The organism is Burkholderia sp. BCC1047 (assembly GCF_902833155.1).
Taxonomy (GTDB): domain Bacteria; phylum Pseudomonadota; class Gammaproteobacteria; order Burkholderiales; family Burkholderiaceae; genus Burkholderia; species Burkholderia sola.
In genome coordinates this window covers 64,094-86,800 of record NZ_CADFEH010000033.1, presented here as the reverse complement: position 1 = coordinate 86,800, position 22,707 = coordinate 64,094, and the positions used below count along the sequence as shown (strand labels likewise).

The following is a 22,707-nucleotide window of genomic DNA, read 5'->3' as shown; positions in this document are numbered from 1 at the left end:
GCGCTCATATCGCAAAGGCTGATCCTCGAATTGCACCTGGTTCGTCACCGAGACGGTGCCACCGACGCGCCACGCGACTGCTGCTCCGAAGTTCGCCTGGTTCGCGTCGGCAACTGACCCGACATGCGCCGCGATGACGGTGCATCACCTTGCGGGCGACTCGCGCACCCCTTTTCCGGGCTTTCATTTCTTATTCACGGTTGGTTTGACGGTATGCCTTGAACCCGCCGGAATAGTGCACAGACAACAACCATTTGATTTTAAAGCAATATTTAGTCTGGGCGGGTCGCAATCCCGCATGCAGTCTAGAGCTCTCTAACCGGAAAATTCCACGGAAATCAATGTCAAAGCCCTGTGACGACCTTGAACAATGCATGTCTCCGTTTCCGGATTACGCTTGACTGTCAATACCGGACGTCCAACCTGTCGAAGTCGAGCGGCGGAAGTCGATTACGGCCTTTGACGAAGTGAGGCCAAGCGGTCTCAGACCTGAATCTGACGCTGACTGAGAGGTTAGGTGTCGACTTATGCAAGGAACCGTCGAATCTCGGCGAGCTACCGACGGTGGCTCGCCGGCGCGGCTTCATTGCGGAATCAAGAAGCGGTCTCGATTTTTGGCCTTGGCGATCCACGCCGGTGGCTTGCCCCGACCACTCCAGGTGGCGCCGCTTTTCGGATCCTGATATTTCGGCACGGAAGGTGCACTGACGTTGCGCTTGCGACCGAAAATGTCCTGTTCGGTGATGCCGAATTCCGCGACCTTCGCGCGAATATCGGCGAGCACGCTCGCGAGATCCTGCTGGCGGAGCGTTTCCGCTTCCGCCTGCAGCTTCTCGATTTCAGCTTGGACCTGCTTATAAGTACGGGAAGATTGCGCCATCTTGGTTGACCGCTCCAGTCATTGATTAGAGGTACGGTCATTTTATCGGGGAATCGCCCCTTTGGCGCGATATTCGACCTCACCTATCGTACTGGATCAGACGTTCACGGTATCCCGAAATTCTCGCCTTATAATCGCCAGACAAATAACGTCCCGAGGGAATTCCGTATGTTGGTCATCAAACTGCTTGTCGCGGCCGCGGCTATTGCAGCCATCGTATTCGGCATCACGAAGTTCAATCAGCATTGCATGAACAAGTTCGGTCACGCCTTTTTCACGAAACCCGCGTTTTACTTGACCGCAGTCACGCTGGTCTTGCTAGTCATCGGCGGCTACTGGCGGCATTCGGCCGAGCTAAACCATGACGATACACTGAACGGGATCGTGGTAATGGGCCTTGGCGTCGCGCTGGCGGGGTGGATGGTCTACGTGAACATCCGACGCACGGATGTCGTTTATGGGATCGGGGGATCCGTTGCCCAGCTCGGCCTGTTTTCGGTGCTGGCGTGGGTCTCGTTGCCGCTGATGGCCCTGGTCCTTCTCGCGCAGTTTTTGCTGATCGTGATGGCGAAACCCGTCTACGTCGTCAACCGCTAACTCGCGGCGCTGATCGCGCCGGCTGATCAGCTCGGCGCGTCGTGCGGCCCGTCGAGTTCCCCGGAGGAGGTCGAGTCCAGCTCTCCGACCAGATCGCGATGAAGCCGCGCGGCCGCCAGCGGCGAGTCGACGTTGGCATGGAGCGACATCCCATCCCACAACTCAGTCACCCATCTGCCGCGCACGCGGCAAACGCCGATCGTCCAGCCGCTGCGATGTGAATATCCGTAGTCGCTGACGACCGTCCAGCCGAACGCGACCATCGCCTCGCGCTGCTCGAGCATCGGCGCGGTGATCATGTCCGACTCCGGGGTGCGCGGACCAGGTGCTCAGCTACGCTGACCAATTCGTGGTCGACGAGGTAGCTCGCCGACCGCGTGAGTACTGCGCGATCTCGAACGTTGGTCACTCGAATCAGATTGTCCATCCCCCTCCTCGGCGTGCGGCGGCCGGTGCCGCCGAAACACTGTATATACATTAGGGGTGCGGGGCAGGCGCAACATCCGGCCGCCGATGCAGTGGCGTCAGCCGAGCTTAGATCCGGCGACACAGCGCTGCGCTGGCGGCCGATCGTACGATCGGCCGTCGCGCAGGCGCTCTAGCCGCTCGAGCGCCTCGGCGAACACCGCCAGCGGCGCCCCGCGTAGCTGATCATCGTGCCCCCCGATCAGTGCGGCGACGAGCTCATCCGTCTGCGGATCCAGTACCCACTCGCCGCATGTCTTGGCGTGCTCGAGCGCGACGTTGATGCCGCGTTCGGTGGCAACCATCACCTCGGGGCACAGCTCGTGCCGGCGCGCTTCGTCGACGAAGCTGGTGAGCACGACCAGCTGCAGGAGGACGGACAAGCCGTGGGCCGAGCCGCGGCGCATGCGCAGCGCCTGAAACGTGACGTGATACTGCAGCGCCAGTTCTTCGGCTTGCTGTCGCGGCATCGGAAACAACAGGGTCCGCGTCAGCTTCGCGTGTGCCAATGGCCGGGCGCGTCGTGGTGAAGATCCGCGTCGACTCGACATGATGATTGCTAGGCCGGTCCTCAATGAACCTTGGGAATTTTCCTGAAGGCGCGGAAGATCCGCGCGATCCAACGCCGCCACACCGGCAAACTCGCGATCTTATCCTCGACACGGCGAGCCAGGATCTTCGTGTAGCCGCTGTCTTCGACGATACGGTGTGGATGCATGGTGCGGATCCTAGCGTGGAGCGTGCTCACTGTTCGGTCGGCTGCTCGGGCTCGTCGCATTCGCTGAAGAAATCCTGTTGCCCGGGCAGCGGTGCCGGCGGCCGGCGCGCCGCGCGCGGCCGCGGATGGCCCGCGCGTTTCAACGTCCGCGCGATCGCCTGCAACTGCGCCCAAAGCTGATCGGCGTCGGCGGACGACAGCGTGTCGGCCGCGACTTCGAGTGCGCCGACGAGCGACTCGAGCTGTTCGGGTGCGCCGGCGCGCAGCGGGCGGGCCTGCGTGCGTGCTTGACTTTCCCGGTAGACCGCGAGCCAGCGCGCGAGCGCCTTGCGCTCGTCGCGTGTCAACGCGTTGAATAGCTCGGTCGGCACGGGCTCGTCGGCGCAAAACGTGCCGAGCACGTGTTCGCGCCGACGCCCTCGGGTCGGAGGCTGCTTGGGAGGCTCGACGCGCAGCACCTTGATGATGCGTCCCTGCTCTCGAATGATCATCGGCTCGTCTCTGATTTCACACGATCACGCCAAAGCATAGCGCAACCGCGTGTCGCGAACGACCGCGACACGCGGCCAAGCTTGTCCAGTCTTGCGGCCAGGGCCGCAAGAAATGGCGCTCGCCGCGCGGCGAGCCGGTGCTGTCTCAACTTTCCGCAAACCGCCAGTCCCCTGAGCTCGCCGTCCCAAGCGCGACCGTAGCCCACCGTCGTTCGCATTCAAGGGTCCGCTTCGCCGGCCGCGGCACCCGTTCGGTGCTCGCCCTTCGGGCTGCGCTCCGCGTGCGGCTTTGCGACCGCCCTTGAACACGCCCGCCGGCAGGCTCCTTCAGTCGCGGGACGACGAACTAAGGGGACTGGCGGCAGCAGTTCTGCCGAAGTCCAGGCAGCACCGGCACAACCCCTACGTGGGGACTCAGAATCTTGGGTCCCGGTCGGCCTGAAGCGCAAACCAACCGCAGATGGAGGTCACGATGGAAACGAACCGACTGCACCATTGGATAGTAGTCCTGCATTGTTCATACATGGAATACACGTACACGCCTTGGGATGGACGGAACTACTACCGGCGCACCGTCGCTTACGACCACGTCGTCTGGTGTTGACGGACGCCAGCGAATTCCTGAACGACTCGCATCGAACCTGAATCTTCAACGGAGAAAACCATGCAACTCGCAACCAAGTTTGGCAGCAACGCCCCGATCCTTCGCTCGAACACGCCGCTTGCCGATGAGCAGATTCGTGAGGTCGCACCGTCGATTTTCGCCGCCGACAAACACGATTCACGGTCGGACCGCTACACGTACATTCCGACGATTGAGATCCTCACGAAGCTGCGCGCAGAAGGGTTCCAGCCCTTCATGGTTTGCCAGACCCGCGTGCGCGTCGACGCGAAGCGCGAGCATACGAAGCACATGCTCCGGCTGCGGCACGCGTCGCAGGTCGCGTCGCCGGAAACCCCGGAAATCATCCTCCTCAACAGCCACGATGGGTCGAGCAGCTACCAGATGCTGGCCGGTTACTTCCGGTTCGTCTGCCAGAACGGTCTCGTATTCGGCGATACGACGCACGACATCCGGGTGCCGCACAAGGGCGACGTCGTCGACCACGTCGTCGACGGCGCGCACGAGGTGCTCGACGGGTTCGACCTGATCCGCGAATGCAAGAGCGAGATGGAAGCCGTGCAGCTCGATGAAGGCGAGCAACAGGCGTTCGCGCGGTCGGTGCTGGCGCTCCGGTACGACGTGACCGAAGCGCCCGCGCCGATCACCGAGGTTCAGCTGCTTCGCGCGCGTCGTACCGAGGACAACCGCCCCGACCTCTGGACTACGTTCCAGCGCGTGCAGGAGAGCGTGATCAAGGGCGGACTGCGTGGTCGCTCGGCCACTGGCCGCCGGATGTCGACACGCGGTGTGGCCGGCATCGATCAGGATCTGCGCCTGAATCGTGCCATGTGGGTGCTCGCCGAAGAGATGCGCAAGCTGAAGGCCTAACCCTAACGCGCCGGCCGCCGCCGCCGGCGCCCTCGCCTCACGTTGTCCCGTACACCATCATTCGATGGTTCAACATGTTCCATCACATTGCAGATCGTCGTACCCAAATTTCCGAGTCCGTCCGCGCGCGGGGCGGCCGGGATTCCGCCACCGCGCCCGCGGTGCTGGCCGACGTGCTGACGCTTGTCGAGACCGCGCAGTTGGTGCAGACGGTGTTGCGTGAAGGCTTCCCCGCGACGTCGTTTGCGGTGCGCGTCGCGAAGAACGAGCACGGCACGCAGCTGACCATCGACTGGACCGACGGCCCCCGAGACGTGCAGGTTGCGCGCCTTGTGATGCCGCTGCAGGCCACGCGTCTGGCCGACGGCGGCAGAGTCGAGCGGGTCGAACACTTCATGTTGACGGCCAGCGGCCGGCAGACGGTTCGTCTCGCTGCAGATCGGATCGCGCTGTCGCGACAGTTCAGCGATCGCGCGGTTGAGCGTGCGCTCGCGCGGCTCGAGGCATCCGGAGCGTGACGTCGAGTCGAATTACATGCCGTCCTGTCCGCCTTGCAACATCAGCAAGGGGCAGATGTCGCTTGAGCAGTGGCGCCAAGCGCTCATGAAGCATGTCTCCTCGCTCAACGCGTATCACCCGATCTATCGCCTGGCGAAGTGCTACGGGTTGATCGAGGAAACCGGGGCGCCTGTCGTCTTCTATTTCGAGCGCGTCGCTGCGCGCGCGGCCGTCTCTGGAGAACTTCAATGAACTCTCCCCGCGATCATCAACTTGTCCCGTGTCCGTACTGCGACGTTGACGCGGTCATGCGTGTTTCCGAGGCGATGTTCGGTGCGAGTTGCGTCGATCTCGCGTGCCCCGGTTATCAGATGGTGCTGCTCTTCAACGACGCCGCTGCCGCTGCGGCCGCCTGGAACCGACGCGCTGGCTCAGTGCATCCGGACGATGTCGCCGTCGACCTCTTCGCTGCGCGGATGAAACGCAAGCTCGCCAAGAAGCGTCAAGAAGGCCGTAGCGGATGGTGCGATACCGCGACCGTCTCGGCGATGACGCTCGCGAGCGAGCTTATCGAGGTCGTCGCGATGGGCGATCCCGTGGATGTTGCCAACGTCGCGATGATGCTCGACCAGCGAGGTGCAGAGGCGCGGTTCTTGCCGGCCGCGCTGTGGGACTTCGTGCAACGCCGCAAGCCCGTGGAGGACTGACCATGCCTCGCGCCAAATATATGCCGACTGCCAACGATGTACTTGCTGCCATGCGCCCACGTGTCGCCTATGCAGCCTACGCGTTGGCAAGCGAGTTTCACCTGAGCGCGGCACGGATTCGCCCGCTGCTCGAAGCGATGGTCGCGCAGGGCACGCTCTCGATTGCGCATGTTCCGAATTCGCGGGGCTACAACGTCTGCATTGCCGGAGATAAGCGGACCCCGGATTCCCCTGTTGAAGAGTATGTCGGTGTGCCGGCCGCACCGCGCACGCATGTTGTGTTGACCGGCGACTTGACCGTATACGCGGCTGAGATCAAGCGCCGGGCGGACCTTTGCATGATGGTGCGGCGATGACCGAGATCAGCAAGATCGAGTGGTGCGACCGCACGTGGTTCGGAGCGTGGGCCAAACGGACCGGCCAGGTCCACCACGGCAGCGATTCAGCAGCTGACGACGACGGCGACGCCCGCATGCTGCGCGTTGGTAAGAAGCTCGCTGGCCGCACGATCGATGGGGTCAAGCATCACGCTTTCTCGAAGCCATCTCGGCAAATGACCGTCCCTCCAGCGTCGGCGCTCACGTTCGCCGCCGGCACCTCGCCCTCAACATGCTCAATGATCCAATGAAACAGGCCAAATTCACTTTCGCTCTTCTGATGACGATGTGCATCGCGTGGGGCTGCACCACCCAAGGTACATCCGCGGTGCCATCCGCGGTTCCGGCGCGTGTCGCCGGGCCGAGCTCTGAAGTCGGTGTCACGGTGTCCGTCGGTCAGGCTACCACGTCGCAGATCAACCCTGCCGACCCGAACCTTGATCCCGTCGTAGCTGCGCTCAAGGCGGCCCTCCATGCACGCTACCCCGCTACCCAGTTTCGCGAGGTCGCCGCCACGCCGTCGGCCGGCATCTATGAGGTCGTGATGGGTAACAAGGTTGCCTATACGGACGTCACCGGGCGGTACTTCCTGTTTGGCCACCTCTTCGACATGGTGACGCAACAGGATCTGACCGTACCGCTCGAGCAAGCACTGCAGAAGGTGCGGTTCCCGGCCGATCGGCTTCAGGACGCGTTCGTCGAGGTTCACGGTACCGGCCGCCGCAAGCTCGCGATCTTCGACGATCCCGATTGTCCCTACTGTCTGGCCTTGGAGGATGACCTCTCCAAGCTCAAGGACGTCACGATCTACCGCTTCATGTACCCGCTCGAATCGATTCATCCGCGGGCCCGCGCGCACTCCATAGCGATCTGGTGCGCCGAGGACAGGCTTGCCGCCTGGCACGCGTGGATGCCCCTCGCATTGTCGCGCTGGATGCGCGACCAAGGATCGACTCCGGCTGGCGGCGCTGCCAAGACACCTGCACCGACGCGCGTCGAGCCGAAGCTCGTGTCGTGCGCAAATCCCATCGACGCGAACGAAGCGCTGGCCGCAAGCATGGGAATTTCCGGCACGCCTGCGCTCGTGAGCGAGGACGGGCGGGTGCTGCCGGGCGCAGCCAGCGCCGAAGCAATCGATCAATGGCTTGGAGCGAAGTGACCATGAAAAACAAGATCATGCTCGCCACGCTTTCCGCGCTTCTCACCCTGACCGGCTGCAGCTTCAGCGGCTATGACGCGAGCTCGCAATTCGCCTGCAAGGCGCCTGAAGGGGTGCTCTGCAGCAGCATGTCTGGCATCTATGCCAACGCGATGGCGCATAACCTGCCCGACCAGCGCGTGCATACAGGCGCCGGCGCGACGACGAATATCGCGCTCGGCAGCTATGCCGGAGACTCCAGCCAGGCATCGAGCGCACCGGGTGCTGCGGTCGGCGGCAATGCTCGACCCGTCGGCGCCGCCGCCGGGATTCTCCCCAAAGCGCTCGACAGCGGTGCTCCGGTTCACACGGCGTCGCGCGAGATGCGGATCTGGTTCGCACCGTGGCAGGACGCGGACTCGGACTTGCACGATCAGGAATACGTCTATCTGATCGTCGATCCCGGCCACTGGTCGATCGCGCACAACCAGCAGCGCATCCAGGCCGCGTTCCGGCCGGTGATGCCGCCGACACCTGCGCCGGATGCTGGCAGTAGCCGTAGCAAGGCATCCGCTGCTGGCTCCAACACCGAATCGACGTCGGGGTCGATCTCGAGTGCCGATCGGGTCATGCAGGGAATTCTCACGCCTGTCGGCGCAGTCGACCGTGCAGCGGCTGCGATGCCCGCAGCGACAGACCACTGATCCAGGAGCCATCGATGAGCACCCTGCAGGCCTGGATCGACGACGCGAAATCGCTCGCGCGAACAGCGATCAGCGAAGCAATCCTCGGCACCGAGGACGACCTCGGGCCGCCCGCACCCGTCGCTGCCGACCAGCGGCGCGTCGAGACAGTCGGACTTCATAACCTGCTGCCGTATGACCAGTACGACCCCGCCACGGAGCTCTACTACAACACGGATTCGGTTGGCTTCGTGCTTGCAGTTGCACCGCAGACGGGCGCTGACGCGGAGTTGACTCGCAGTCTCCACGGCCTATATGACTCGGTTCCTGCCGGCTATGGGCTTCAATGGATGCTGCTGGGCGACCCCATCATCGAGGAGTCGTTGAACGCCTACGTCGACTTGCGGCGCGAGTACGCTGAGGCGGGACGTGCACCCTCGTTCTATCTGGAGCAGGCCGAGCGCCGCGCCGCGTTCATCCGCGGCAAACTCGGCCAGCCGCTGTTTCTGGGCCAAAACTACTCGATCACGGACAAGCGGTTGTTGCTGTCGATCGTGCGCAAGGGCTCGCTCGACGATCTGAAGCTGATCGAAGAAATCCAGAATATTCGCGACGTCGTCGGCGCGACGCTGAGTTCCGCAAGCCTGGCAAGCCGTACTGCGGAGCCCAACGATCTGAAGCGCTTCCTCTGGCCGATCCTCAACCCCAGTGCGTTCTTTGGCGATGGAGCTGAGACGATCGATCAGACCTACAGCGACGACAAGCCCATTCGTGACCAACTGACGGCTTTCGGTCACCACATGCGTGTGAAGGCGAAGCATTTGCTCTATGGCGTGCCGCCTGAGGAGGCGGACGAGCCCGACGCGCGCATCGCCGTGCGTAGCTTTGGCGTGCACCAGTATCCGAAGAGCAAAGAACTGTGGGAGATGAACAACATCGTAGGCTCGCTCTTCAACGATGTCCATCAATACCCCTGCCCGTACCTGATCACGCTCGGCGTCCTGATTCTCGATCAGACCGCCGTCGAGACACGGGCCGCTCTGCGTGGTGCCCGCGCGACACAGAACGCCGAGTCGAAGATCGCGAAGCTGCAGCCGGAACTCGCCCTGCAGAACCAGGACTGGAAAGCCGTCTCGATGCAGCTCACGCAAGGCGGCTCGATGTGTGAGCTCTATCACACGCTGACGCTGTTCGCTCCACGCAAGAAGATGGAGCAGTGTGTGGCGGCCGCGAAGGGAATCTGGCGCTCGGAGCGCTTCAAGCTGTTCCCGATGCTGACCCAGCAGCTCACGACGTTCCTGTCGGCCCTGCCCATGATGCTGACAAGCGACATGCGGGACGACCTCAAGAAGTTCCGGTTGATCACTACCAAGACCACCGTGAACGCGACCGATATGGCGCCGGTGCTGGGCGAGTGGTCGGGTACCAGTGGACGAGCCAATCTGCTGTTTTTTGGGCACCGCGGTACACCCGCGCTCGTAGACCTCTATTCGAGCGGAACGAACTACAACGGCTTTGTGGATGGTACTTCCGGCGCCGGTAAATCGGTGCTCCTGAACGAAATCATCGGAGCGTTTCGCTCGGTCGGCGGAATCGTCCGGGTCTGCGATGTGGGCTACTCGTATGAAAAGCAGATCGCCATGGGCGACGGACAGTACATCGACTTCAAGCCTGGGTCGCGAATCGTCATCAATGCGTTTTCCACTGCGGGCATCGATACCGAAAATGGTCTCGACAGCGAGGTGAAATTTATCCGGCCGATTATCGCGCGCATGGTATCGCCGACCGCTCCTATCACCCCGTTCGAGGGCGCGTTGCTCGATGTCGCAGTGCGCATCGTATGGAAGGACTACGGCCAGGAAGGCAGTCCCACGTTAGTGCGAGACGCCCTGCTGGGCCTGAAGGACCAGAACGGGCAACCCGAGCGCATCGCGTATGAGCTTGCCGTGCGTCTGGAACCGTTCTGCAAGGGGGGCGTTTACGGTGACTACGTCAACGGGCGCACCAACGTACGGCTCGACAACGAAGTGGTGGGACTTGAGCTCGAGCACCTCAACAGCGATCCCCAACTGCGCACGGTGATCATGCTCGGCCTGACCAATCAGGTCACCAACGAAATGTACCGCTTTGACCGGTCGCGGCCGAAGCTGTTCCTGCAGGACGAGGGCTGGCAGATCGTCGGTGACGATCAAGAGTCGGCCGACTTCATGGAAGAAGGCTATCGGCGTGCGCGCAAATACGAAGGCAGTTTCTTTTTCGCGACGCAGGCGATCACCGATGCAGGGATGAACAAGGCTACGCAGGCCGCCTTCGACAACTCCGCATGGAAGTTCCACCTCAAGCAAAGCGACGACACGCTCAAGAAGATTGAGAAGGGCGATGTGATGGATCTGTCACCGGGGTTGAAGCGCATGTTGAAGTCGCTGCGCCCGGTACCCGGTCGCTATAGCGAGTTCGTCCTTGTCGACCCGAACGGGGGCACTCATCTGCTGCGCCATATCCCCGACGAATTCACACTGGCCATGGCAACCACCAAGGGGCCGGACTACGAATTCATGGAGCGGTTGCGTACCAGCGGCACTTCGACCGAAGACGCCATCCGCGCCCTGATCCAAGCCAAACGGAAATGAACATGCGACACGACCTCGTACTCACAGGCCTTATCTCGATTGCCGCCTCATTGGTGCTCGGTTCGGCCAGTACTTGTGCGGCGGCCCTTGCAAACGTAACAGCTTATTTTGCCTTGCGTCGATCGGCGTGTGCGATTGCCGCAAGAGCCGACCTTCGCGGAGATGAGCAGTGATCGCGCTCGTCGCCTACACCAGCGGTCTGGCTCGCTATCGGCGGTTTGTTCGCACCGTGGTCGCCCTGGCGATCGTGGCGGCTGTCGCATGGGGGCTCACGCCCTGGTATGGGCTGACGTTCAACATGTCGACCAGTCTGCCGGGGACACTCTACTTCATCCGCAAGGGCCCCTGTCGGCCGCGCCTCGGCGACACCATCGCATTTCGGTGGCACGGTGGGGCGACCTACCCGGCGGGGCTGACTTTCATCAAACACGTCGCGGGCCTGCCCGGTGATGTCGTGCGCGTCGCTGGTCGCAACGTCTGGGTCAATCAGACCTATATCGGCTACGCCAAGCCGCTCTCGCTTGCAGGGATGGCGCTGTTTCCGACCCAAGACAGCGTGATTCCGCCCGGACACTACTTCGTGGCCACGCCGAACCCGAACAGCCTCGATTCGCGGTACTCGATCGCCGGCACCGTTCCTCAAACCGCAATCGTCGGGGAGGCCTATGAAATTTTTTAACCGCTGCCGGGCCCTCATCACGGCGGCCGACCCTTCGACTGGGGGCTCAGATTCCAATGCTGGAACTTGTCTGCTTGTTGATTTCTCTCGTGTTGATTTGCGTCGGATTCGCCACCGGGAATATGCATTTCGTGCTGGCCGTCGTGACCGTAGTCTGGCTTGGTGTGATGCTCGTGGGCGCCTGGCATATCTGCACGGCAGTAGCACCCCTCGTTTCTCAGTTCTTCAAGTATTGGAAACGGCGATAACGTCGATCTGCTCCCTCGTTGCTCGGCTCCAATTCCGATGGCTTGTGCGACGCCCGGCCGTCACGTGGATCGCGGCATTGACGCTCGCGGCATCCCCAATCTCCGCGGTTGCGGACGACTTGGGCGTGGTTGGCCCGACGTATCCGATCGCCGAGCACGACGCGATTGCGATGCTGAAGCATCGCCTGCTCGAACTGCAAGCCAATGGTGGGCTGGCGACCGTCGAGCGCCGTGCACGTCAGCGCGCGCTGCATGACGTCACGTCCCTGCCCCCGGTGCCGGGTATTTCAACCGTCAGCGAGTACTCGAGTCGCCTGATCGATCCGACGGTCACCTACGCAAAACCCGTCACCAATGACGAGGGCGCCGTGATCGTCGCCGCCGGCACGCGTATCAATCCGCTCGACATTGTCACGTTGCACGAGCGCCTGGTGTTCTTCGACGGCCGTGATCCGGCTCAGGTTAAGGCGGTTCAGGCGCTCGCGTCCCGCTCCGGCGATTCCGTCAAACCGATCCTGACTGCTGGTTCGTGGTTTGACCTGACGAAGTCGTGGAAACGGCAAGTGTATTTCGATCAGCAGGGTCGCCTTAGCCAGCGTTTCGGGATCACCCGCGTGCCGGCCGTCATCAGCCAGCGCGGCAACCAACTGCTTCTTGAGGAAGAACCTGCGGAGCAACTGCGTTGACCCGGCGACCAAACCACCTGTCACCTCCCAATTTATCGGAATCGCGATGAACAACTATGACCGTCTGGACTTTACTGCCGACCCGGCCGTTATCGACGTCGTCGAGAAGAACTCGCCCCACGACGGCGCTGCTGCTCTTCAGCACTTCAATGCGACAGTCGAGCCGACGGGGTATGTCGTAGACGTCACCAATGATCAGGTCGTCGTTTCAGGAAAGGGGGTGCTCGCGACTTACTACTGGCGCGCGAGCCCGTACGACAGCAGGGTCGCTCGTCTATCCGCTCAACCTCACCGCCAGATCGTAGGAGACAGCAGCGGGGAAACCTTTCGTGTTGTGGCGGGTGCTGTAGATGATATCCACCGTCCTGCTGCGGTCCTCGCCGAGCATCTGAGCGAGGTCGAGCTTGACGAGCTTCCGATGCATGAATGGATACATGCGGAGAGCAGTGAAGGCAACATGCCGGACACGATCACGGATGAACGAGAAGGTCAGTTCTATCTGAAGGTCGGGGGGGCGATATGAGGGCACTGATTGCTACATGGCCACGACGTGTCGCCGTTGCGGTCGCGGCATGGATGATCGCGGCCGTACTCATGGCCTCATTGATGGCGCACGTAGAACAACCGGATCCGATACAACTGGAAATAGGAGATTGGATGAAACGATTTGTAGTCTTACCCAGCTTGGCTGCGCTCATGGTGCTCCTGTTCACCACGGCCACGGTACGGTCAGCGCACGCGGCACCCGCGACGGAACCGGTAACGCATGCGGGGCCGTCCGCGGAAGAGCCAGCGAAGCCGTTCGTCGCGCAGGTCGTGGGTTTGATCTGGTTGAATCCATTGCAACGCATGGACTACCCGACAGAATGGCAATTGCTGTGGACGCAAGGACTCGCGTCTCCGAACAAGAACGACGACATGGTGCGGACCGATCCGAAGTCCTTTGCAACGCTTCAATCGATTGGCGCGCTGGTATATGGAAACGAAGGCGCAGAAACATTCAGAGGTTTCTATCGCAAGTACATGACCAAGTTCCCGCTGCTGCTTCACTCACGCTACGCGAGCAACGCGAAATACTTCTACACGGTCAAACCTGACGATAAAAGGGACTGGCGCGAGTTGGCTGGCATCCGTGTCGAGCTTGCGATTCCGGAACGACTCGACGCGGCCGAATCGCAAAGCTACTTGCAGGACTCGATTAGAAGGACGTTTTCGATCGGGAATCGGTATTTTCCAACGATGTGGAGCCGCAACGAGCTCCCCGACGTACAAGCCACGCAAGGCGGCGCGAACGCCGGATTCACTTCATTGAACAACGCATTGGACTACTTGCAGGCGAATCCCGACAAGAGCGTCTGGGTAGTGAACTGGGACGCACCCAACTTCCCGCCCACAGATGCACAGATCAACGAGAACCTTGTCGCGCTGTTCCTCGCCGGTCCGACGTTCAACACCGAGCGTGAACCGCTCTCCTGGATCGGCAAAGCCGCAACCGGCAACACGCATGATTTTCCGCAGAAGGCAGGCACGACCCGCGCCGTGCAGGCGTGGAAGGCGACCATCGACCAAGCGGCACGCAACGCCGGCATCACGGTCCCTGACCTCAACTACATCGTTCACGACGCAGGTAAAGGCAGCGACGCATCGTCCGCACGTCTTGCCGTGCTCGCGCAGACCTTGACCGAAACCCTCCCCGAATACGACCACCGCAAACAGACCTTCAACACAGCCGCCCTACTCGGCGACATGGGAACAGGCAGCGCATTGACCGACGTCGCGCTCGCCATCGGCCGGATCAATCACTTCGGCGGCAACGCACTCGTCGCTGGCACGACCGACCCCGAGCATCCCGTCGCGGTCGTCGTCCTGCCGCCGTCGAAGCTCACACCAATCGATCCCGACAAGGACTGGTTCCGCGCACGCGGCGGCAACAATGCCTACCTGCCGTGGTGGGGACGCCGACACGACACAAATTACGGCATGCAAGGTTATTCGTGGTGATGCACATCGGCTTGGCGGCGCGCTGCATGTGAACGTAACCGCCGCGTCTAGTAACAGGAGTCGAGTGCAGCCATTTGCTATCGCGCCCGGTTTGGTGGCGCTCATGGCGTTTCCTTTCGTCACCACCATGATTCCAGATTAACAATGACGATATGAAAATAGCGGAATGGTATGAATAGCATGCTCCGGACATTAAAATCCAAATATTTGAAAAAGATAAAATTGATCGTGGCGCTGCCGATAAGTGTGTTGCTAGCCGGTTGCCCGCCGATGATTGTGCCGCATTTTTCAACGAGATCTTACGAGAAAATTTATAGCTTTCCGGCTGAACCACGTCCGTGGTTGACGCTGGAAAACGAGGGCATCAGTCTTTATTTGTATAATAGTTGCTATGATCGGAGCAGCGACTGTAAACGGCAAAATCTGGTCGCCTTGAAGAGCGGAACAAAGCCCGATTGGAAAAGCCTTCTGGATGCACGTCCGATTAGTTGGAAAGTCCAAGGTACGAATTTACCCATGCGCCGCCCGATCTCCGCCTATGTACCCGGCACCAAATATCGTTTCATGGGTGCATTCAATAAGTACCCAGAAATCGTGTTTGCAATTCCCGATGACCTTGTTGCCGATAAAGGGAATCGCTATCCGAGCTACATGCAGATTGAAGATTACAATTCTCTCGCCAGCCCTGTGGCTATAGATATTCAGTTGGTCGTTTACGATGACGAGCATCAATGGATTTTTGCTAGACAACCGAAACCGCATTATGAAAGAAAGAATTATCCGACCGATCTATTTGTTCCCAGCGACCTATTTCGATTTTCGGGGGGCGATGATGTGCGGCTACATCAGTCGATGGCCTTGTATTATGTTTCACCAAAAACAGCGCCGACCGGCTATCGTGTCGTATCAGGCAAGGCGGCGGAATATTGGGTTGGAAAGTTCAATATCAAGTATAGAGCCAATCAAATCGCGTTAGCTGATGTTACATTTCCTTCTGTGCCTCTCACACTTGACGCCTTAACCGTCGATGACAAAAGCGTCGCTGGAAAGCCCACGCTGTTATGCCACTACAGTTATACCCAATTTAATCTGGGTTGGATGGATGCGGCCCAACACCGCGGACCATCGGAGGAAGATCGGAAGAATTGCGAGCCAATTCAATAGTCTGGATGCCAAACAATTATTGGGTCGGATCGTCTGCGTTTCACAATCGGCCGGATCAATCACTTCGGCGGCGACCTGCCGTGGTGGGGACGCCGACACGATACAAATTACGGCATGCAGGGCTATTCATGGTGATGCACACCGGCGCGGCAAATCGCTTCATCCGAACGTGATCGCCGCGTCAGACCTCAAACCATTTGGAGGACGGAATCCCATGCGGGGAATTATCCGGGTAGAAGATACGCACACCCACGGCGGCCGGGTCGAATCCGGCGCCCGAAAAAGCATGGTGATGGGGCGCGCGGTCGCTCGTATCGGCGACGCGTGCTCGTGTCCGATTCATGGCGCCTGCACGATTGCCGAAGGCGACCCGGCCTTCGACATCGAAGGCGGGGCCGCCGCGTTCGACGGCCACAAGACTTCGTGCGGCGCGGAATTGATCTCGTCGCTTCGACATTCGGGGCGAATCTGAATGCCGACGCCCCGACGCATGACCGCCGAACAGTTCCTGCTGTTGCGGATGCAGGATACGCGGATCAAGCCGCTGAATCAGTGGGCCTTGCATGAGATTTTCGTGAAGGGCAGATCGCAACGGGCGCTGGCCGCCGAACTCGGCATGACGCACTCCGCGATGTCGCAACTTGTGCGAAAAGCCTGGCGACGCTATCTCGATCTGCCATGCAACGCCGCCCGCCTCACGACGCTCACCGTCACGATTCCGTCGAGGTACGAGCAGGCGCTGCTGGCATGGGTGCGGGATGCGCACCGGCTATCGACCCAACCCGGCCCCGACGCGGCGACGTAATCGCGGCGATTCCGGCCAGCGAAGCCACGGAGAAACGAATTCCGCTATTTCCCACACATAGAAAACATAATTCCACTTCGAGCCGAATCCCCAGCCAACTTTGGATCCTTTTTCCCTTCTGTCCCCCGTATCATTTCCGTCACTACGCAATCAGCAAGAGACGGACATGAGCGAACCCACCCCGCTGCACTACCTCGACTACGCTGCCACGACGCCCGCCGATCCGCGCGTGATCGAAGCGATGACGGCCTGTCTCGGCTTCGACGGCATCTTCGGCAACCCCGCATCCAGCTCGCACGCCGCCGGCCGGCTCGCGAAAGACAAGGTCGAGCACGCCCGCGCGCAAGTCGCCGCCCTGATCGGCGCGGACGCCGACGAAATCGTCTGGACGTCGGGCGCCACCGAATCGAACAACCTCGCGCTGAAGGGCTATGCGGAAAACGCGACCGGCAAGCGCCACCTGATCACGAGCCGCCTCGAGCACAAGGCCATTCTCGACACGATGGCGAACCTGTCGAAGCATGGCATGCAGGTGACCTTCCTGACGCCCGACGCGAACGGCGAAATCACCGCCGACGCCGTGGCGGCCGCGATCGGCCCCGACACCGGCCTCGTGTCGTTGATGCTCGTGAACAACGAGATCGGCACGCTGACCGACATCGGCGCGATCGCCCGCATCGTGCACGCCGCCGGCGCGCTGCTCCACGTCGACGCCGCGCAGGCGCTCGGCAAGACGCCGATCGACGTGCGCGCGCTCGGCATCGACATGATGTCGATGTCCGCCCACAAGGTGTACGGCCCGAAAGGCATCGGCGCACTGTTCGTCCGCCGCGAGATCGCGAGCCGGATCGCGCCGCAAATCCACGGCGGCGGCCACGAGCGCGGGTTGCGTTCGGGCACGCTCGCCACGCATCAGATCGTCGGCATGGGCGTCGCGTGCGAACTCGCCGCTGAAAAACTCGACGGCGAAGCCGCACGGATCGCGGCGCTCGGCGCGCGGCTCACCGGCGCGCTGTCCGCGCTCGGCGACGTCACGCAGAACGCGGCCGCCGCGCGCCGCATCCCGCACACGCTGAGCCTGACGGTACATGCGCCGGGCTTCTTCCCGTTCATGCTCGGCGAAGCGCTTGCCGTGTCGTCCACCTCCGCCTGCAATTCGACCAGCGGCGCGCCGTCCCACGTGCTGACCGCGATCGGCCTCGATGCGGAAACGGCCGGCCGCACCGTGCGCATCAGTTTCGGGCGTTTCACGACGGAACAGGACGTCGACTTCGCGATCGCATGTTTCGCGCGGGCGATCGAGCAATGTCGGGCGGCGGCAACGACCGGCTTCACCGCGTCGCGGCAAATCACGCCGGCCGACCTGAAGGCGATCCGCAATGCTGGTTTCCGTGCGGTGATCTGCAATCGGCCGGACGGCGAAGGCGCGGATCAGCCGGCGTTCGAGGAGATCGCCGCCGCCGCGCGCGAACTGGGCATGGACGCGCGCTACCTGCCGGTCGAACGCGACCGCATCGGCGACGCGGAAGTCGACGCGTTCGGCGCACTGGTCGACACGCTGCCGAAGCCGGTGCTCGCGTATTGCCGCAGCGGCAGCCGCTCCGGCATGCTGTGGAATCGGCTGTCCGAACGACGCACGGCGTAAGCCGCCCTGCCGTTACGCCTGACCGACCACCTGCGTTCACGCATGAAGCCGATGCTTCGCCGTGTGGCCGCCGGTGGCGCGCGTCACCGCCGCATCACGTCTCTTCATCGCCGTTCACCGGCGTATAGATCGCGAGCTTCAACGCGGGATCGTCGTTCGCCTGGAACGTCGCGTACTCGTAGCGCTGCGTGCCGCGTTGCGCATGCACGAGCACCTTCTCGCCCGACACGCCGCTGCGCACGTCGTGCGTATCCCACCATCGACAGAATTCGCTACAGGCGCGCAAGCGCGCGACCAGCGCGACGAACGCCGGGTCGCTCGCGTAGAGATCGTGGTTCGTGCGAAACAGCGCGATCATCCGTCGCGCCTCGTCGGCCCAGCGCGCGGCGAACAGCGCACGCGCGTACGGTGCCTCGAACATGTAGACGAGGATGTTGCGATCGGCCGGCGCCAGCCGGTCGAAGCCGAGCAGATCGGCCGCGGCCGTATTCCACGCGAGGATGTCCCAGCGTCGGCCGGTCACGTAGGCAGGCTGTTGAAGATGCGCGACGAGCCGCGCGATGGCCGGCGGCACGCGTTCCGGCACGAACGCAGGTGACCCATCGCGCCGCGCGAGCGTGCGCAAGTGGGCAGCTTCCGCCTTGTCGAGCCGCAACGCGCGCGCCAGTGCGTCGAGCGTCGTATCCGACGGATTGACGTCGCGCCCCTGCTCGAGCCGCACGTACCAGTCGACGCCGATGCCCGCCAGTTCCGCCACTTCCTCGCGCCGCAGGCCGGGCGTGCGCCGGCGCGGGCCGTCGTGCAGGCCGACGGCGTCCGGGCGCAGCTTCTTGCGCCGCGAGCGCAGGAAATCGCCGAACGGGGTTCGCGTGGTGACGGTCATCGGGTTCGCTCCGTGCAGGGTGGTATCGGCCCATCCTGGGCTCGCGCCGGGCCTTGTTGCCGATTCTAAGCCTGCCAGAATCGACGCGTCCTCACCCTCGGGAAGCGTCATGAAAGCTGCGATTCTGAAGTCGCTGGGCCAGCCGCTCGCGATCGAAACGATGCCGGACCCCGTGCTCGGCACCGGCGAAGTCGTCGTGGACGTCGTCGCGACGCCGGTGCTGTCCTATGCGCATGAAGTGTTCAGCGGCGAGCGCCGCTATCCGATCGAGTTGCCGATGGTGCCCGGTTGCGGCGCGATCGGCCGGGTCCGGCAAACCGGCCCCGACGCGACGCAGTTGCAGCCGGGCGACTGGGTGTTCTGCGACCCGACCGTGCGCTCGCGCGACGACGCGCTCCAGCCCGACATCGTGCTGCAGGGCTGGAGCGCGCGCGGCGAAGGCGGCAAGCAGTTGCAACGCTACTTTCACGACGGTCCGTTCGCGGAGCGGCTGCGCGTGCCGACCGAGAACGCGGTGCGCATCGGCGCGATCGCGCCGGCCGACGCCGCGCGCTGGTGCGCGCTCAATACGCTGCTCGTGCCTTACGGCGGGCTGCTTGCGTCCGACCTGCGCGCCGGCGAAATCCTGCTCGTCAGCGGCGCGACCGGCAATTTCGGCAGCGCGTGCATCGCGGTGGCGCTGGCGATGGGCGCGCGGTGCGTGGTCGCGCCCGGCCGCAATGCGCGCGTGCTGGCGGATCTCGAACGCCGCTTCGGCGATCGCGTGCACACGGTCGAGCTGACCGGCGACGAAACCGCGGACCGCACCCGTATGCAGCAGGCGGCGCCCGGGCCGATCGATTGCGTGATCGACCTGATGCCGCCGTCGGTGCCGGCGACGACGGTGCGGGCGGCCGTGATGGCCGTGCGTCCGTACGGGCGCGTGGTGCTGATGGGCGGCGTCGGCATGCTCGGCGGGGCCGGGCTCGAGCTGCCGTATCCGTGGATCATGCGCAACGACATCACGCTGCGCGGCAAATGGATGTACCCGACGGAAGCCGTGACGCTGATGACCGGGCTCGTTCGCGGCGGGCTGCTCGACCTCGGCCACTTCGACGTGACGGTCTTCGCGCTCGACGACGCGAACGACGCGGTCGCGCATGCGGCCGAACACGGCGGGCCGTTCAGGATGACGGTGATCGCGCCTTAGCCTGCACGCCGCACGCGCCCAGGCGTCCAATTCGGCGGCCGGCGCGACGGAAAACCACGCCGGCCGCCGCCCTGCCTGCTACGTCACTCGTCCTGCTGTTCCTGCTGCGCCTGCGCCTGCCGCTGCCGGATGAACTGCCGCACATCGCTCATCGTCACGCGGCCGGTGTGCTTCGCATCGATCTCGTCGAAGTGCTTCGACACGAAGCCGAGCCCGCTGCTCTGCGCCTGCGCCTTCGTCACGGCCGCGCCGTTGCTCAGCACGGTGTTGCCGCCGAGCCTCGCGTCGACGCGCTGCTGCGCCTGCTGCTGCAGGGTCGCGCCGGTCGACGGCAACACCGGCGCCGCCCGCGTGGCCGGAAAGAACGGACCGTCGACACCGCGCCCGCCGTGCGGCAGCTTCACCGGCGCCACCGCCTGCGGCGGCAACGCGTAGGCAGTGCTCATCACGGCGCCGAGCACGATCAACGGAGACATACGCCGCATCAATTGGATTAGGGACATGATCGCTCGCATTCAATGGATGAATAGAAGGTTCCTTTGATAAGGACTCCGTTGCTCAAGGGGCTACCGCCAGCGTGGTCGCGGTCGTCGCACCCGGCGCGCTGCCGGTCGGTACGCTCGGCGGGTTTTCGTCCGGCCACGGCGGCGGCAGCGTGTGCAGCGTCAGCGCCGTCGGAATCCGCGCGCCCTTGTAGAACGTCTGCAAATCCCGCTTCATCAGCGGACGGGCGACGTCGTCCAGATAGATCATGTGACCGCCCTGAAAGAAATTCACCTGCAGCTTCGGATGCAGGCCCTTCACCGTCTGCAGCCGCGCGAGCTGCTTCTCCGTGTTGAAGAACGGCGTCGCGAGATCGTGGTAGCCGTTCTCCGCGAGCACGCGAAGCTTCGGGTTGAGCTGCAGCGCACCGAGCAGATCGGGGATCGTGTCCGGCATCGGCTGGCCGTCGTGCGAGAAGTCCCAGACGCCGATGATGTCGTCGTTCAGCGGCAGGTACGTCGCGTTCGGGGCCGTATAGCCGAGGTAGTCCGGCATCTGCGTCGCGAGCGCGTTCGTGAACGGCTGCGAGATCAGGATGTCGGACGGATCGCCGTCGTTCTGCAGCCGCGGGTCCGAGTTCGGCAACGACACGCGCCCGTCATACCGGCCGATCGTCGTGCCGGGCAGCAGGCTCGTGCCGAACGGATTCGCGTTGAAGTAGTCGCGCAGCGCCTGCTGCGTGAGGCTCGATGGAATCGACCACAGCCTGAGCGTCGCATCGCTCGGGAACACCGGCGTGCCGAGCGCATCCGGAATGCCGAGCTGGCTCAACACCCACGACTGCGAATACTTCTGCAACTGGCTGTAGATCAGCGTCGTAAACAGTTCCGTCTGGAGTGCGTACAGATCCTGGTTCACCGGCGCCGGCGACACCTGGTTGAAGTACGCGGCGACCGCCGCGTAGCCGGGCAGATAGCCGGCCACCGTATCGGTATCGAGCAGCAGCCCTTCGGTCGACTGCGTGATCGCCACCGCTTCCACCGCGTCCGCGAAGTAGTTCAGGATCGCCGATTGCAGCACGATCCCCGTCAGGTGCACGCCGGCCGATTCCAGCGCGAGCGCGAGCATGTCGGTACGCGGCGTGCCGTACGATTCGCCGTACAGGTAGATCGGCGACGTGCCGCGGCTGTTGACGTTCAGGTAGCGCTGGATGAAGTCGCGCATGATGTTCACGTCCACGTCGGAACCCCAGTACTTCTGGTTGGTGTTCGGCAACACGGCTTCCGACAGCCCGGTGCCGGGCGGGTCGATGAACACGAGGTCGGTGGTGTCGATCAGGCTCTCCGCATTGTCGACGAGCGGATAGTTCGGCCAGTTGTTGCCGAACAGCGGATCGGGCGTGGCCACGCGGGTCGGCGCGAACGAGCCGAGCCGCAGCCAGATCGACGACGAGCCGGGCCCGCCGTTATAGACGAACGTGACCGGGCGCGGCTTGCCGTTCGTGCTGGGCGCGGTGTACGCGACATACGACATCGATGCTTCCGGATTGCCGTTCGCGTCTTGCGCGGTCAGGTGGCCGGTGGTCGTCGTGTAGTCGATCGTCTTGCCGCCGCCTTTCCACTGGTAATGCATGACGGCCGCTTTCTCGGACACCTGCGACGGCGCGAGGCCGTCGGTCGCGTTCATCGAGTACGCGACCGGGTCGACGTACGGCTGGTTGGCGGTCGGCGCCTGCGTGCCGGCCGCCTGCGCGCTGGCCTGCTGGCTCGCGGTGGCCTGCGCGAGACTCGACGCGCCGACGGACGACGAATCGTCGCCGCCGCACGCCGCGAGCGCCAGTGTCATGAAGGTCAATGCGCCTAGCCCGGCCAGCCGGCCGCGACGAACACGGCGGCTGCCGGTACTGCTCCTGTCTGGTTTCATCTCTGCCCTTGATATCGGATACCGCTTCACAAAGGCCGCCAACGCCCGCGACACGCGCAGGCCGACCCGCCACTCGCGTTGCACGGTCGGCAGTCGGCGGTTGGGGATAGGACTTCCAAGAGACTGAACTTGATACAGACACAGCAAACTGCTGGCGAGAATGATGCCGGACGCGCCCCCTGCAGTTTGGCCAACTTTTTGTATTACCGGAATTTACGACATGACAAAAATAGGCGGTGCTGCGCCGCGTTGTCAAAGATCATTCGGATATTAAAAATCCCGCAATGATGCGAAGGGCGGGCAGTGTCTGGAGTTTGAAAGAAAG

At 62.8% G+C, this 22,707-nt stretch carries 27 protein-coding genes; 19 read left to right on the top strand and 8 right to left on the bottom strand.

Annotated elements, in window-relative coordinates; all coding sequences use genetic code 11:
• Positions 1-583 precede the first annotated feature (583 nt).
• Positions 584-880: an H-NS histone family protein gene (locus HWX55_RS28300; RefSeq protein WP_175769750.1), complete on the bottom strand. Its 297-nt coding sequence runs from the start codon at positions 878-880 to the stop codon at positions 584-586.
• 168 nt (positions 881-1,048) lie between these two features.
• Here HWX55_RS28300 and HWX55_RS28295 point away from each other — a divergent pair, with 168 nt between their 5' ends.
• Positions 1,049-1,477 (top strand): hypothetical protein, encoded by a 429-nt coding sequence (locus HWX55_RS28295; protein WP_175978117.1) that lies wholly within the window; start codon positions 1,049-1,051, stop codon positions 1,475-1,477.
• Between the two features lie 26 nt (positions 1,478-1,503).
• Here HWX55_RS28295 and HWX55_RS28290 read toward each other — a convergent pair whose 3' ends face one another.
• The 4 genes from HWX55_RS28290 to HWX55_RS28275 all read right to left on the bottom strand — a co-directional run bounded on the left by HWX55_RS28290 (position 1,504) and on the right by HWX55_RS28275 (position 3,151).
• A complete protein-coding gene (locus tag HWX55_RS28290; RefSeq protein WP_175978116.1) occupies positions 1,504-1,776 on the bottom strand; it encodes a hypothetical protein in 273 nt (90 codons plus the stop codon).
• Between the two features lie 225 nt (positions 1,777-2,001).
• Entirely contained in the window at positions 2,002-2,451 is a 450-nt protein-coding gene (locus tag HWX55_RS28285; RefSeq protein ID WP_244140660.1) for a hypothetical protein, read from the bottom strand.
• A 62-nt stretch (positions 2,452-2,513) separates the two neighbouring features.
• Entirely contained in the window at positions 2,514-2,660 is a 147-nt protein-coding gene (locus HWX55_RS28280) for a hypothetical protein (RefSeq protein ID WP_175978114.1), read from the bottom strand.
• Between the two features lie 26 nt (positions 2,661-2,686).
• Positions 2,687-3,151: a hypothetical protein gene (locus HWX55_RS28275; RefSeq protein ID WP_175978113.1), complete on the bottom strand. Its 465-nt coding sequence runs from the start codon at positions 3,149-3,151 to the stop codon at positions 2,687-2,689.
• Positions 3,152-3,815: 664 nt separating this feature from the next.
• On the opposite strand from HWX55_RS28275, the gene HWX55_RS28270 reads away from it, so the two are divergent.
• From HWX55_RS28270 to HWX55_RS28190, 17 genes are all read left to right on the top strand, one after another.
• Complete coding sequence (locus tag HWX55_RS28270) at positions 3,816-4,643, top strand: DUF932 domain-containing protein (protein ID WP_175978112.1); 828 nt, start codon at positions 3,816-3,818, stop codon at positions 4,641-4,643.
• Positions 4,644-4,717: 74 nt separating this feature from the next.
• Complete coding sequence (locus tag HWX55_RS28265; protein WP_244140659.1) at positions 4,718-5,161, top strand: LPD29 domain-containing protein; 444 nt, start codon at positions 4,718-4,720, stop codon at positions 5,159-5,161.
• A gap of 55 nt (positions 5,162-5,216) precedes the next feature.
• The gene (locus HWX55_RS28260; protein ID WP_244140658.1) at positions 5,217-5,393 is read left to right on the top strand and encodes a hypothetical protein; all 177 of its coding nucleotides are present in this window, start codon (positions 5,217-5,219) and stop codon (positions 5,391-5,393) included.
• On the top strand, positions 5,390-5,848 hold the full coding sequence (locus HWX55_RS28255) for a hypothetical protein (RefSeq protein ID WP_175978111.1): 459 nt from the start codon (positions 5,390-5,392) through the stop codon (positions 5,846-5,848). The genes HWX55_RS28260 and HWX55_RS28255 overlap by 4 nt, the downstream gene beginning before the upstream one ends.
• Positions 5,849-5,850: 2 nt before the next feature.
• Positions 5,851-6,204, top strand: coding sequence for a hypothetical protein (locus HWX55_RS28250; protein ID WP_041489688.1), 354 nt, complete (start codon positions 5,851-5,853; stop codon positions 6,202-6,204).
• Positions 6,201-6,476 carry a hypothetical protein gene (locus HWX55_RS28245; protein ID WP_244140657.1) on the top strand — a complete coding sequence of 92 codons (276 nt, stop codon included), beginning with the start codon at positions 6,201-6,203 and terminating at the stop codon, positions 6,474-6,476. The genes HWX55_RS28250 and HWX55_RS28245 overlap by 4 nt, the downstream gene beginning before the upstream one ends.
• Entirely contained in the window at positions 6,473-7,384 is a 912-nt protein-coding gene (locus HWX55_RS28240; RefSeq protein WP_244140656.1) for a DsbC family protein, read from the top strand. Before HWX55_RS28245 ends, HWX55_RS28240 begins: the two co-directional genes overlap by 4 nt.
• 2 nt (positions 7,385-7,386) lie before the next feature.
• Positions 7,387-8,067: a type IV conjugative transfer system lipoprotein TraV gene (traV, locus tag HWX55_RS28235; RefSeq protein ID WP_175978109.1), complete on the top strand. Its 681-nt coding sequence runs from the start codon at positions 7,387-7,389 to the stop codon at positions 8,065-8,067.
• 14 nt (positions 8,068-8,081) lie between these two features.
• Positions 8,082-10,676 (top strand): type IV secretion system protein TraC, encoded by a 2,595-nt coding sequence (gene traC, locus HWX55_RS28230; RefSeq protein WP_175978108.1) that lies wholly within the window; start codon positions 8,082-8,084, stop codon positions 10,674-10,676.
• A gap of 169 nt (positions 10,677-10,845) precedes the next feature.
• On the top strand, positions 10,846-11,355 hold the full coding sequence (gene lepB, locus HWX55_RS28225; protein ID WP_175978107.1) for a signal peptidase I: 510 nt from the start codon (positions 10,846-10,848) through the stop codon (positions 11,353-11,355).
• A 316-nt stretch (positions 11,356-11,671) separates the two neighbouring features.
• Positions 11,672-12,289 (top strand): type-F conjugative transfer system protein TraW, encoded by a 618-nt coding sequence (traW, locus tag HWX55_RS28220; RefSeq protein ID WP_279612701.1) that lies wholly within the window; start codon positions 11,672-11,674, stop codon positions 12,287-12,289.
• A gap of 46 nt (positions 12,290-12,335) precedes the next feature.
• Positions 12,336-12,812, top strand: coding sequence for a hypothetical protein (locus tag HWX55_RS28215; RefSeq protein ID WP_175978105.1), 477 nt, complete (start codon positions 12,336-12,338; stop codon positions 12,810-12,812).
• Positions 12,813-12,946: 134 nt separating this feature from the next.
• Positions 12,947-14,290, top strand: a complete 1,344-nt coding sequence (locus HWX55_RS28210) for a virulence factor (protein ID WP_175978104.1) — start codon at positions 12,947-12,949, stop codon at positions 14,288-14,290.
• A gap of 171 nt (positions 14,291-14,461) precedes the next feature.
• Entirely contained in the window at positions 14,462-15,454 is a 993-nt protein-coding gene (locus HWX55_RS28205) for a hypothetical protein (protein WP_175978103.1), read from the top strand.
• Between the two features lie 214 nt (positions 15,455-15,668).
• A complete protein-coding gene (locus HWX55_RS28200) occupies positions 15,669-15,926 on the top strand; it encodes a PAAR domain-containing protein (protein ID WP_175978120.1) in 258 nt (85 codons plus the stop codon).
• An 18-nt stretch (positions 15,927-15,944) separates the two neighbouring features.
• The gene (locus HWX55_RS28195) at positions 15,945-16,259 is read left to right on the top strand and encodes a TrfB-related DNA-binding protein (RefSeq protein ID WP_175978102.1); all 315 of its coding nucleotides are present in this window, start codon (positions 15,945-15,947) and stop codon (positions 16,257-16,259) included.
• A gap of 166 nt (positions 16,260-16,425) precedes the next feature.
• The gene (locus HWX55_RS28190) at positions 16,426-17,904 is read left to right on the top strand and encodes an aminotransferase class V-fold PLP-dependent enzyme (RefSeq protein ID WP_175978119.1); all 1,479 of its coding nucleotides are present in this window, start codon (positions 16,426-16,428) and stop codon (positions 17,902-17,904) included.
• Between the two features lie 94 nt (positions 17,905-17,998).
• On the opposite strand, the gene HWX55_RS28185 is transcribed toward HWX55_RS28190, so the two are convergent.
• Positions 17,999-18,787, bottom strand: a complete 789-nt coding sequence (locus tag HWX55_RS28185) for a helix-turn-helix transcriptional regulator (RefSeq protein ID WP_175978101.1) — start codon at positions 18,785-18,787, stop codon at positions 17,999-18,001.
• A 109-nt stretch (positions 18,788-18,896) separates the two neighbouring features.
• Here HWX55_RS28185 and HWX55_RS28180 point away from each other — a divergent pair, with 109 nt between their 5' ends.
• Positions 18,897-19,976, top strand: coding sequence for a zinc-binding alcohol dehydrogenase family protein (locus HWX55_RS28180; RefSeq protein ID WP_175978100.1), 1,080 nt, complete (start codon positions 18,897-18,899; stop codon positions 19,974-19,976).
• A gap of 83 nt (positions 19,977-20,059) precedes the next feature.
• Here HWX55_RS28180 and HWX55_RS28175 read toward each other — a convergent pair whose 3' ends face one another.
• A complete protein-coding gene (locus tag HWX55_RS28175) occupies positions 20,060-20,452 on the bottom strand; it encodes a 2-oxoglutarate dehydrogenase (RefSeq protein WP_244140654.1) in 393 nt (130 codons plus the stop codon).
• Between the two features lie 82 nt (positions 20,453-20,534).
• On the bottom strand, positions 20,535-22,382 hold the full coding sequence (locus tag HWX55_RS28170) for a peptidase S10 (RefSeq protein WP_175978098.1): 1,848 nt from the start codon (positions 22,380-22,382) through the stop codon (positions 20,535-20,537).
• Between the last annotated feature and the right edge of the window lie 325 nt (positions 22,383-22,707).

Excerpts from the sequence above, each read along its gene's own strand:
- HWX55_RS28190 (WP_175978119.1), top strand. The coding sequence starts at position 16,426 with ATGAGCGAACCCACCCCGCTGCACTACCTCGACTACGCTGCCACGACG.
- HWX55_RS28215 (WP_175978105.1), top strand. The coding sequence starts at position 12,336 with ATGAACAACTATGACCGTCTGGACTTTACTGCCGACCCGGCCGTTATC.
- HWX55_RS28240 (WP_244140656.1), top strand. The coding sequence starts at position 6,473 with ATGAAACAGGCCAAATTCACTTTCGCTCTTCTGATGACGATGTGCATC.
- HWX55_RS28200 (WP_175978120.1), top strand. The coding sequence starts at position 15,669 with ATGCGGGGAATTATCCGGGTAGAAGATACGCACACCCACGGCGGCCGG.
- HWX55_RS28275 (WP_175978113.1), bottom strand. The coding sequence starts at position 3,151 with ATGATCATTCGAGAGCAGGGACGCATCATCAAGGTGCTGCGCGTCGAG.
- HWX55_RS28175 (WP_244140654.1), bottom strand. The coding sequence starts at position 20,452 with ATGTCTCCGTTGATCGTGCTCGGCGCCGTGATGAGCACTGCCTACGCG.
- traC (WP_175978108.1), top strand. The coding sequence starts at position 8,082 with ATGAGCACCCTGCAGGCCTGGATCGACGACGCGAAATCGCTCGCGCGA.
- HWX55_RS28180 (WP_175978100.1), top strand. The coding sequence starts at position 18,897 with ATGAAAGCTGCGATTCTGAAGTCGCTGGGCCAGCCGCTCGCGATCGAA.
- HWX55_RS28300 (WP_175769750.1), bottom strand. The coding sequence starts at position 880 with ATGGCGCAATCTTCCCGTACTTATAAGCAGGTCCAAGCTGAAATCGAG.
- HWX55_RS28245 (WP_244140657.1), top strand. The coding sequence starts at position 6,201 with ATGACCGAGATCAGCAAGATCGAGTGGTGCGACCGCACGTGGTTCGGA.
- HWX55_RS28210 (WP_175978104.1), top strand. The coding sequence starts at position 12,947 with ATGAAACGATTTGTAGTCTTACCCAGCTTGGCTGCGCTCATGGTGCTC.
- HWX55_RS28260 (WP_244140658.1), top strand. The coding sequence starts at position 5,217 with ATGTCGCTTGAGCAGTGGCGCCAAGCGCTCATGAAGCATGTCTCCTCG.
- HWX55_RS28170 (WP_175978098.1), bottom strand. The coding sequence starts at position 22,382 with ATGAAACCAGACAGGAGCAGTACCGGCAGCCGCCGTGTTCGTCGCGGC.
- HWX55_RS28295 (WP_175978117.1), top strand. The coding sequence starts at position 1,049 with ATGTTGGTCATCAAACTGCTTGTCGCGGCCGCGGCTATTGCAGCCATC.
- HWX55_RS28270 (WP_175978112.1), top strand. The coding sequence starts at position 3,816 with ATGCAACTCGCAACCAAGTTTGGCAGCAACGCCCCGATCCTTCGCTCG.
- HWX55_RS28185 (WP_175978101.1), bottom strand. The coding sequence starts at position 18,787 with ATGACCGTCACCACGCGAACCCCGTTCGGCGATTTCCTGCGCTCGCGG.
- HWX55_RS28205 (WP_175978103.1), top strand. The coding sequence starts at position 14,462 with ATGAATAGCATGCTCCGGACATTAAAATCCAAATATTTGAAAAAGATA.
- HWX55_RS28195 (WP_175978102.1), top strand. The coding sequence starts at position 15,945 with ATGACCGCCGAACAGTTCCTGCTGTTGCGGATGCAGGATACGCGGATC.
- traV (WP_175978109.1), top strand. The coding sequence starts at position 7,387 with ATGAAAAACAAGATCATGCTCGCCACGCTTTCCGCGCTTCTCACCCTG.
- HWX55_RS28250 (WP_041489688.1), top strand. The coding sequence starts at position 5,851 with ATGCCTCGCGCCAAATATATGCCGACTGCCAACGATGTACTTGCTGCC.
- HWX55_RS28255 (WP_175978111.1), top strand. The coding sequence starts at position 5,390 with ATGAACTCTCCCCGCGATCATCAACTTGTCCCGTGTCCGTACTGCGAC.
- HWX55_RS28290 (WP_175978116.1), bottom strand. The coding sequence starts at position 1,776 with ATGATCACCGCGCCGATGCTCGAGCAGCGCGAGGCGATGGTCGCGTTC.
- HWX55_RS28265 (WP_244140659.1), top strand. The coding sequence starts at position 4,718 with ATGTTCCATCACATTGCAGATCGTCGTACCCAAATTTCCGAGTCCGTC.
- HWX55_RS28280 (WP_175978114.1), bottom strand. The coding sequence starts at position 2,660 with ATGCATCCACACCGTATCGTCGAAGACAGCGGCTACACGAAGATCCTG.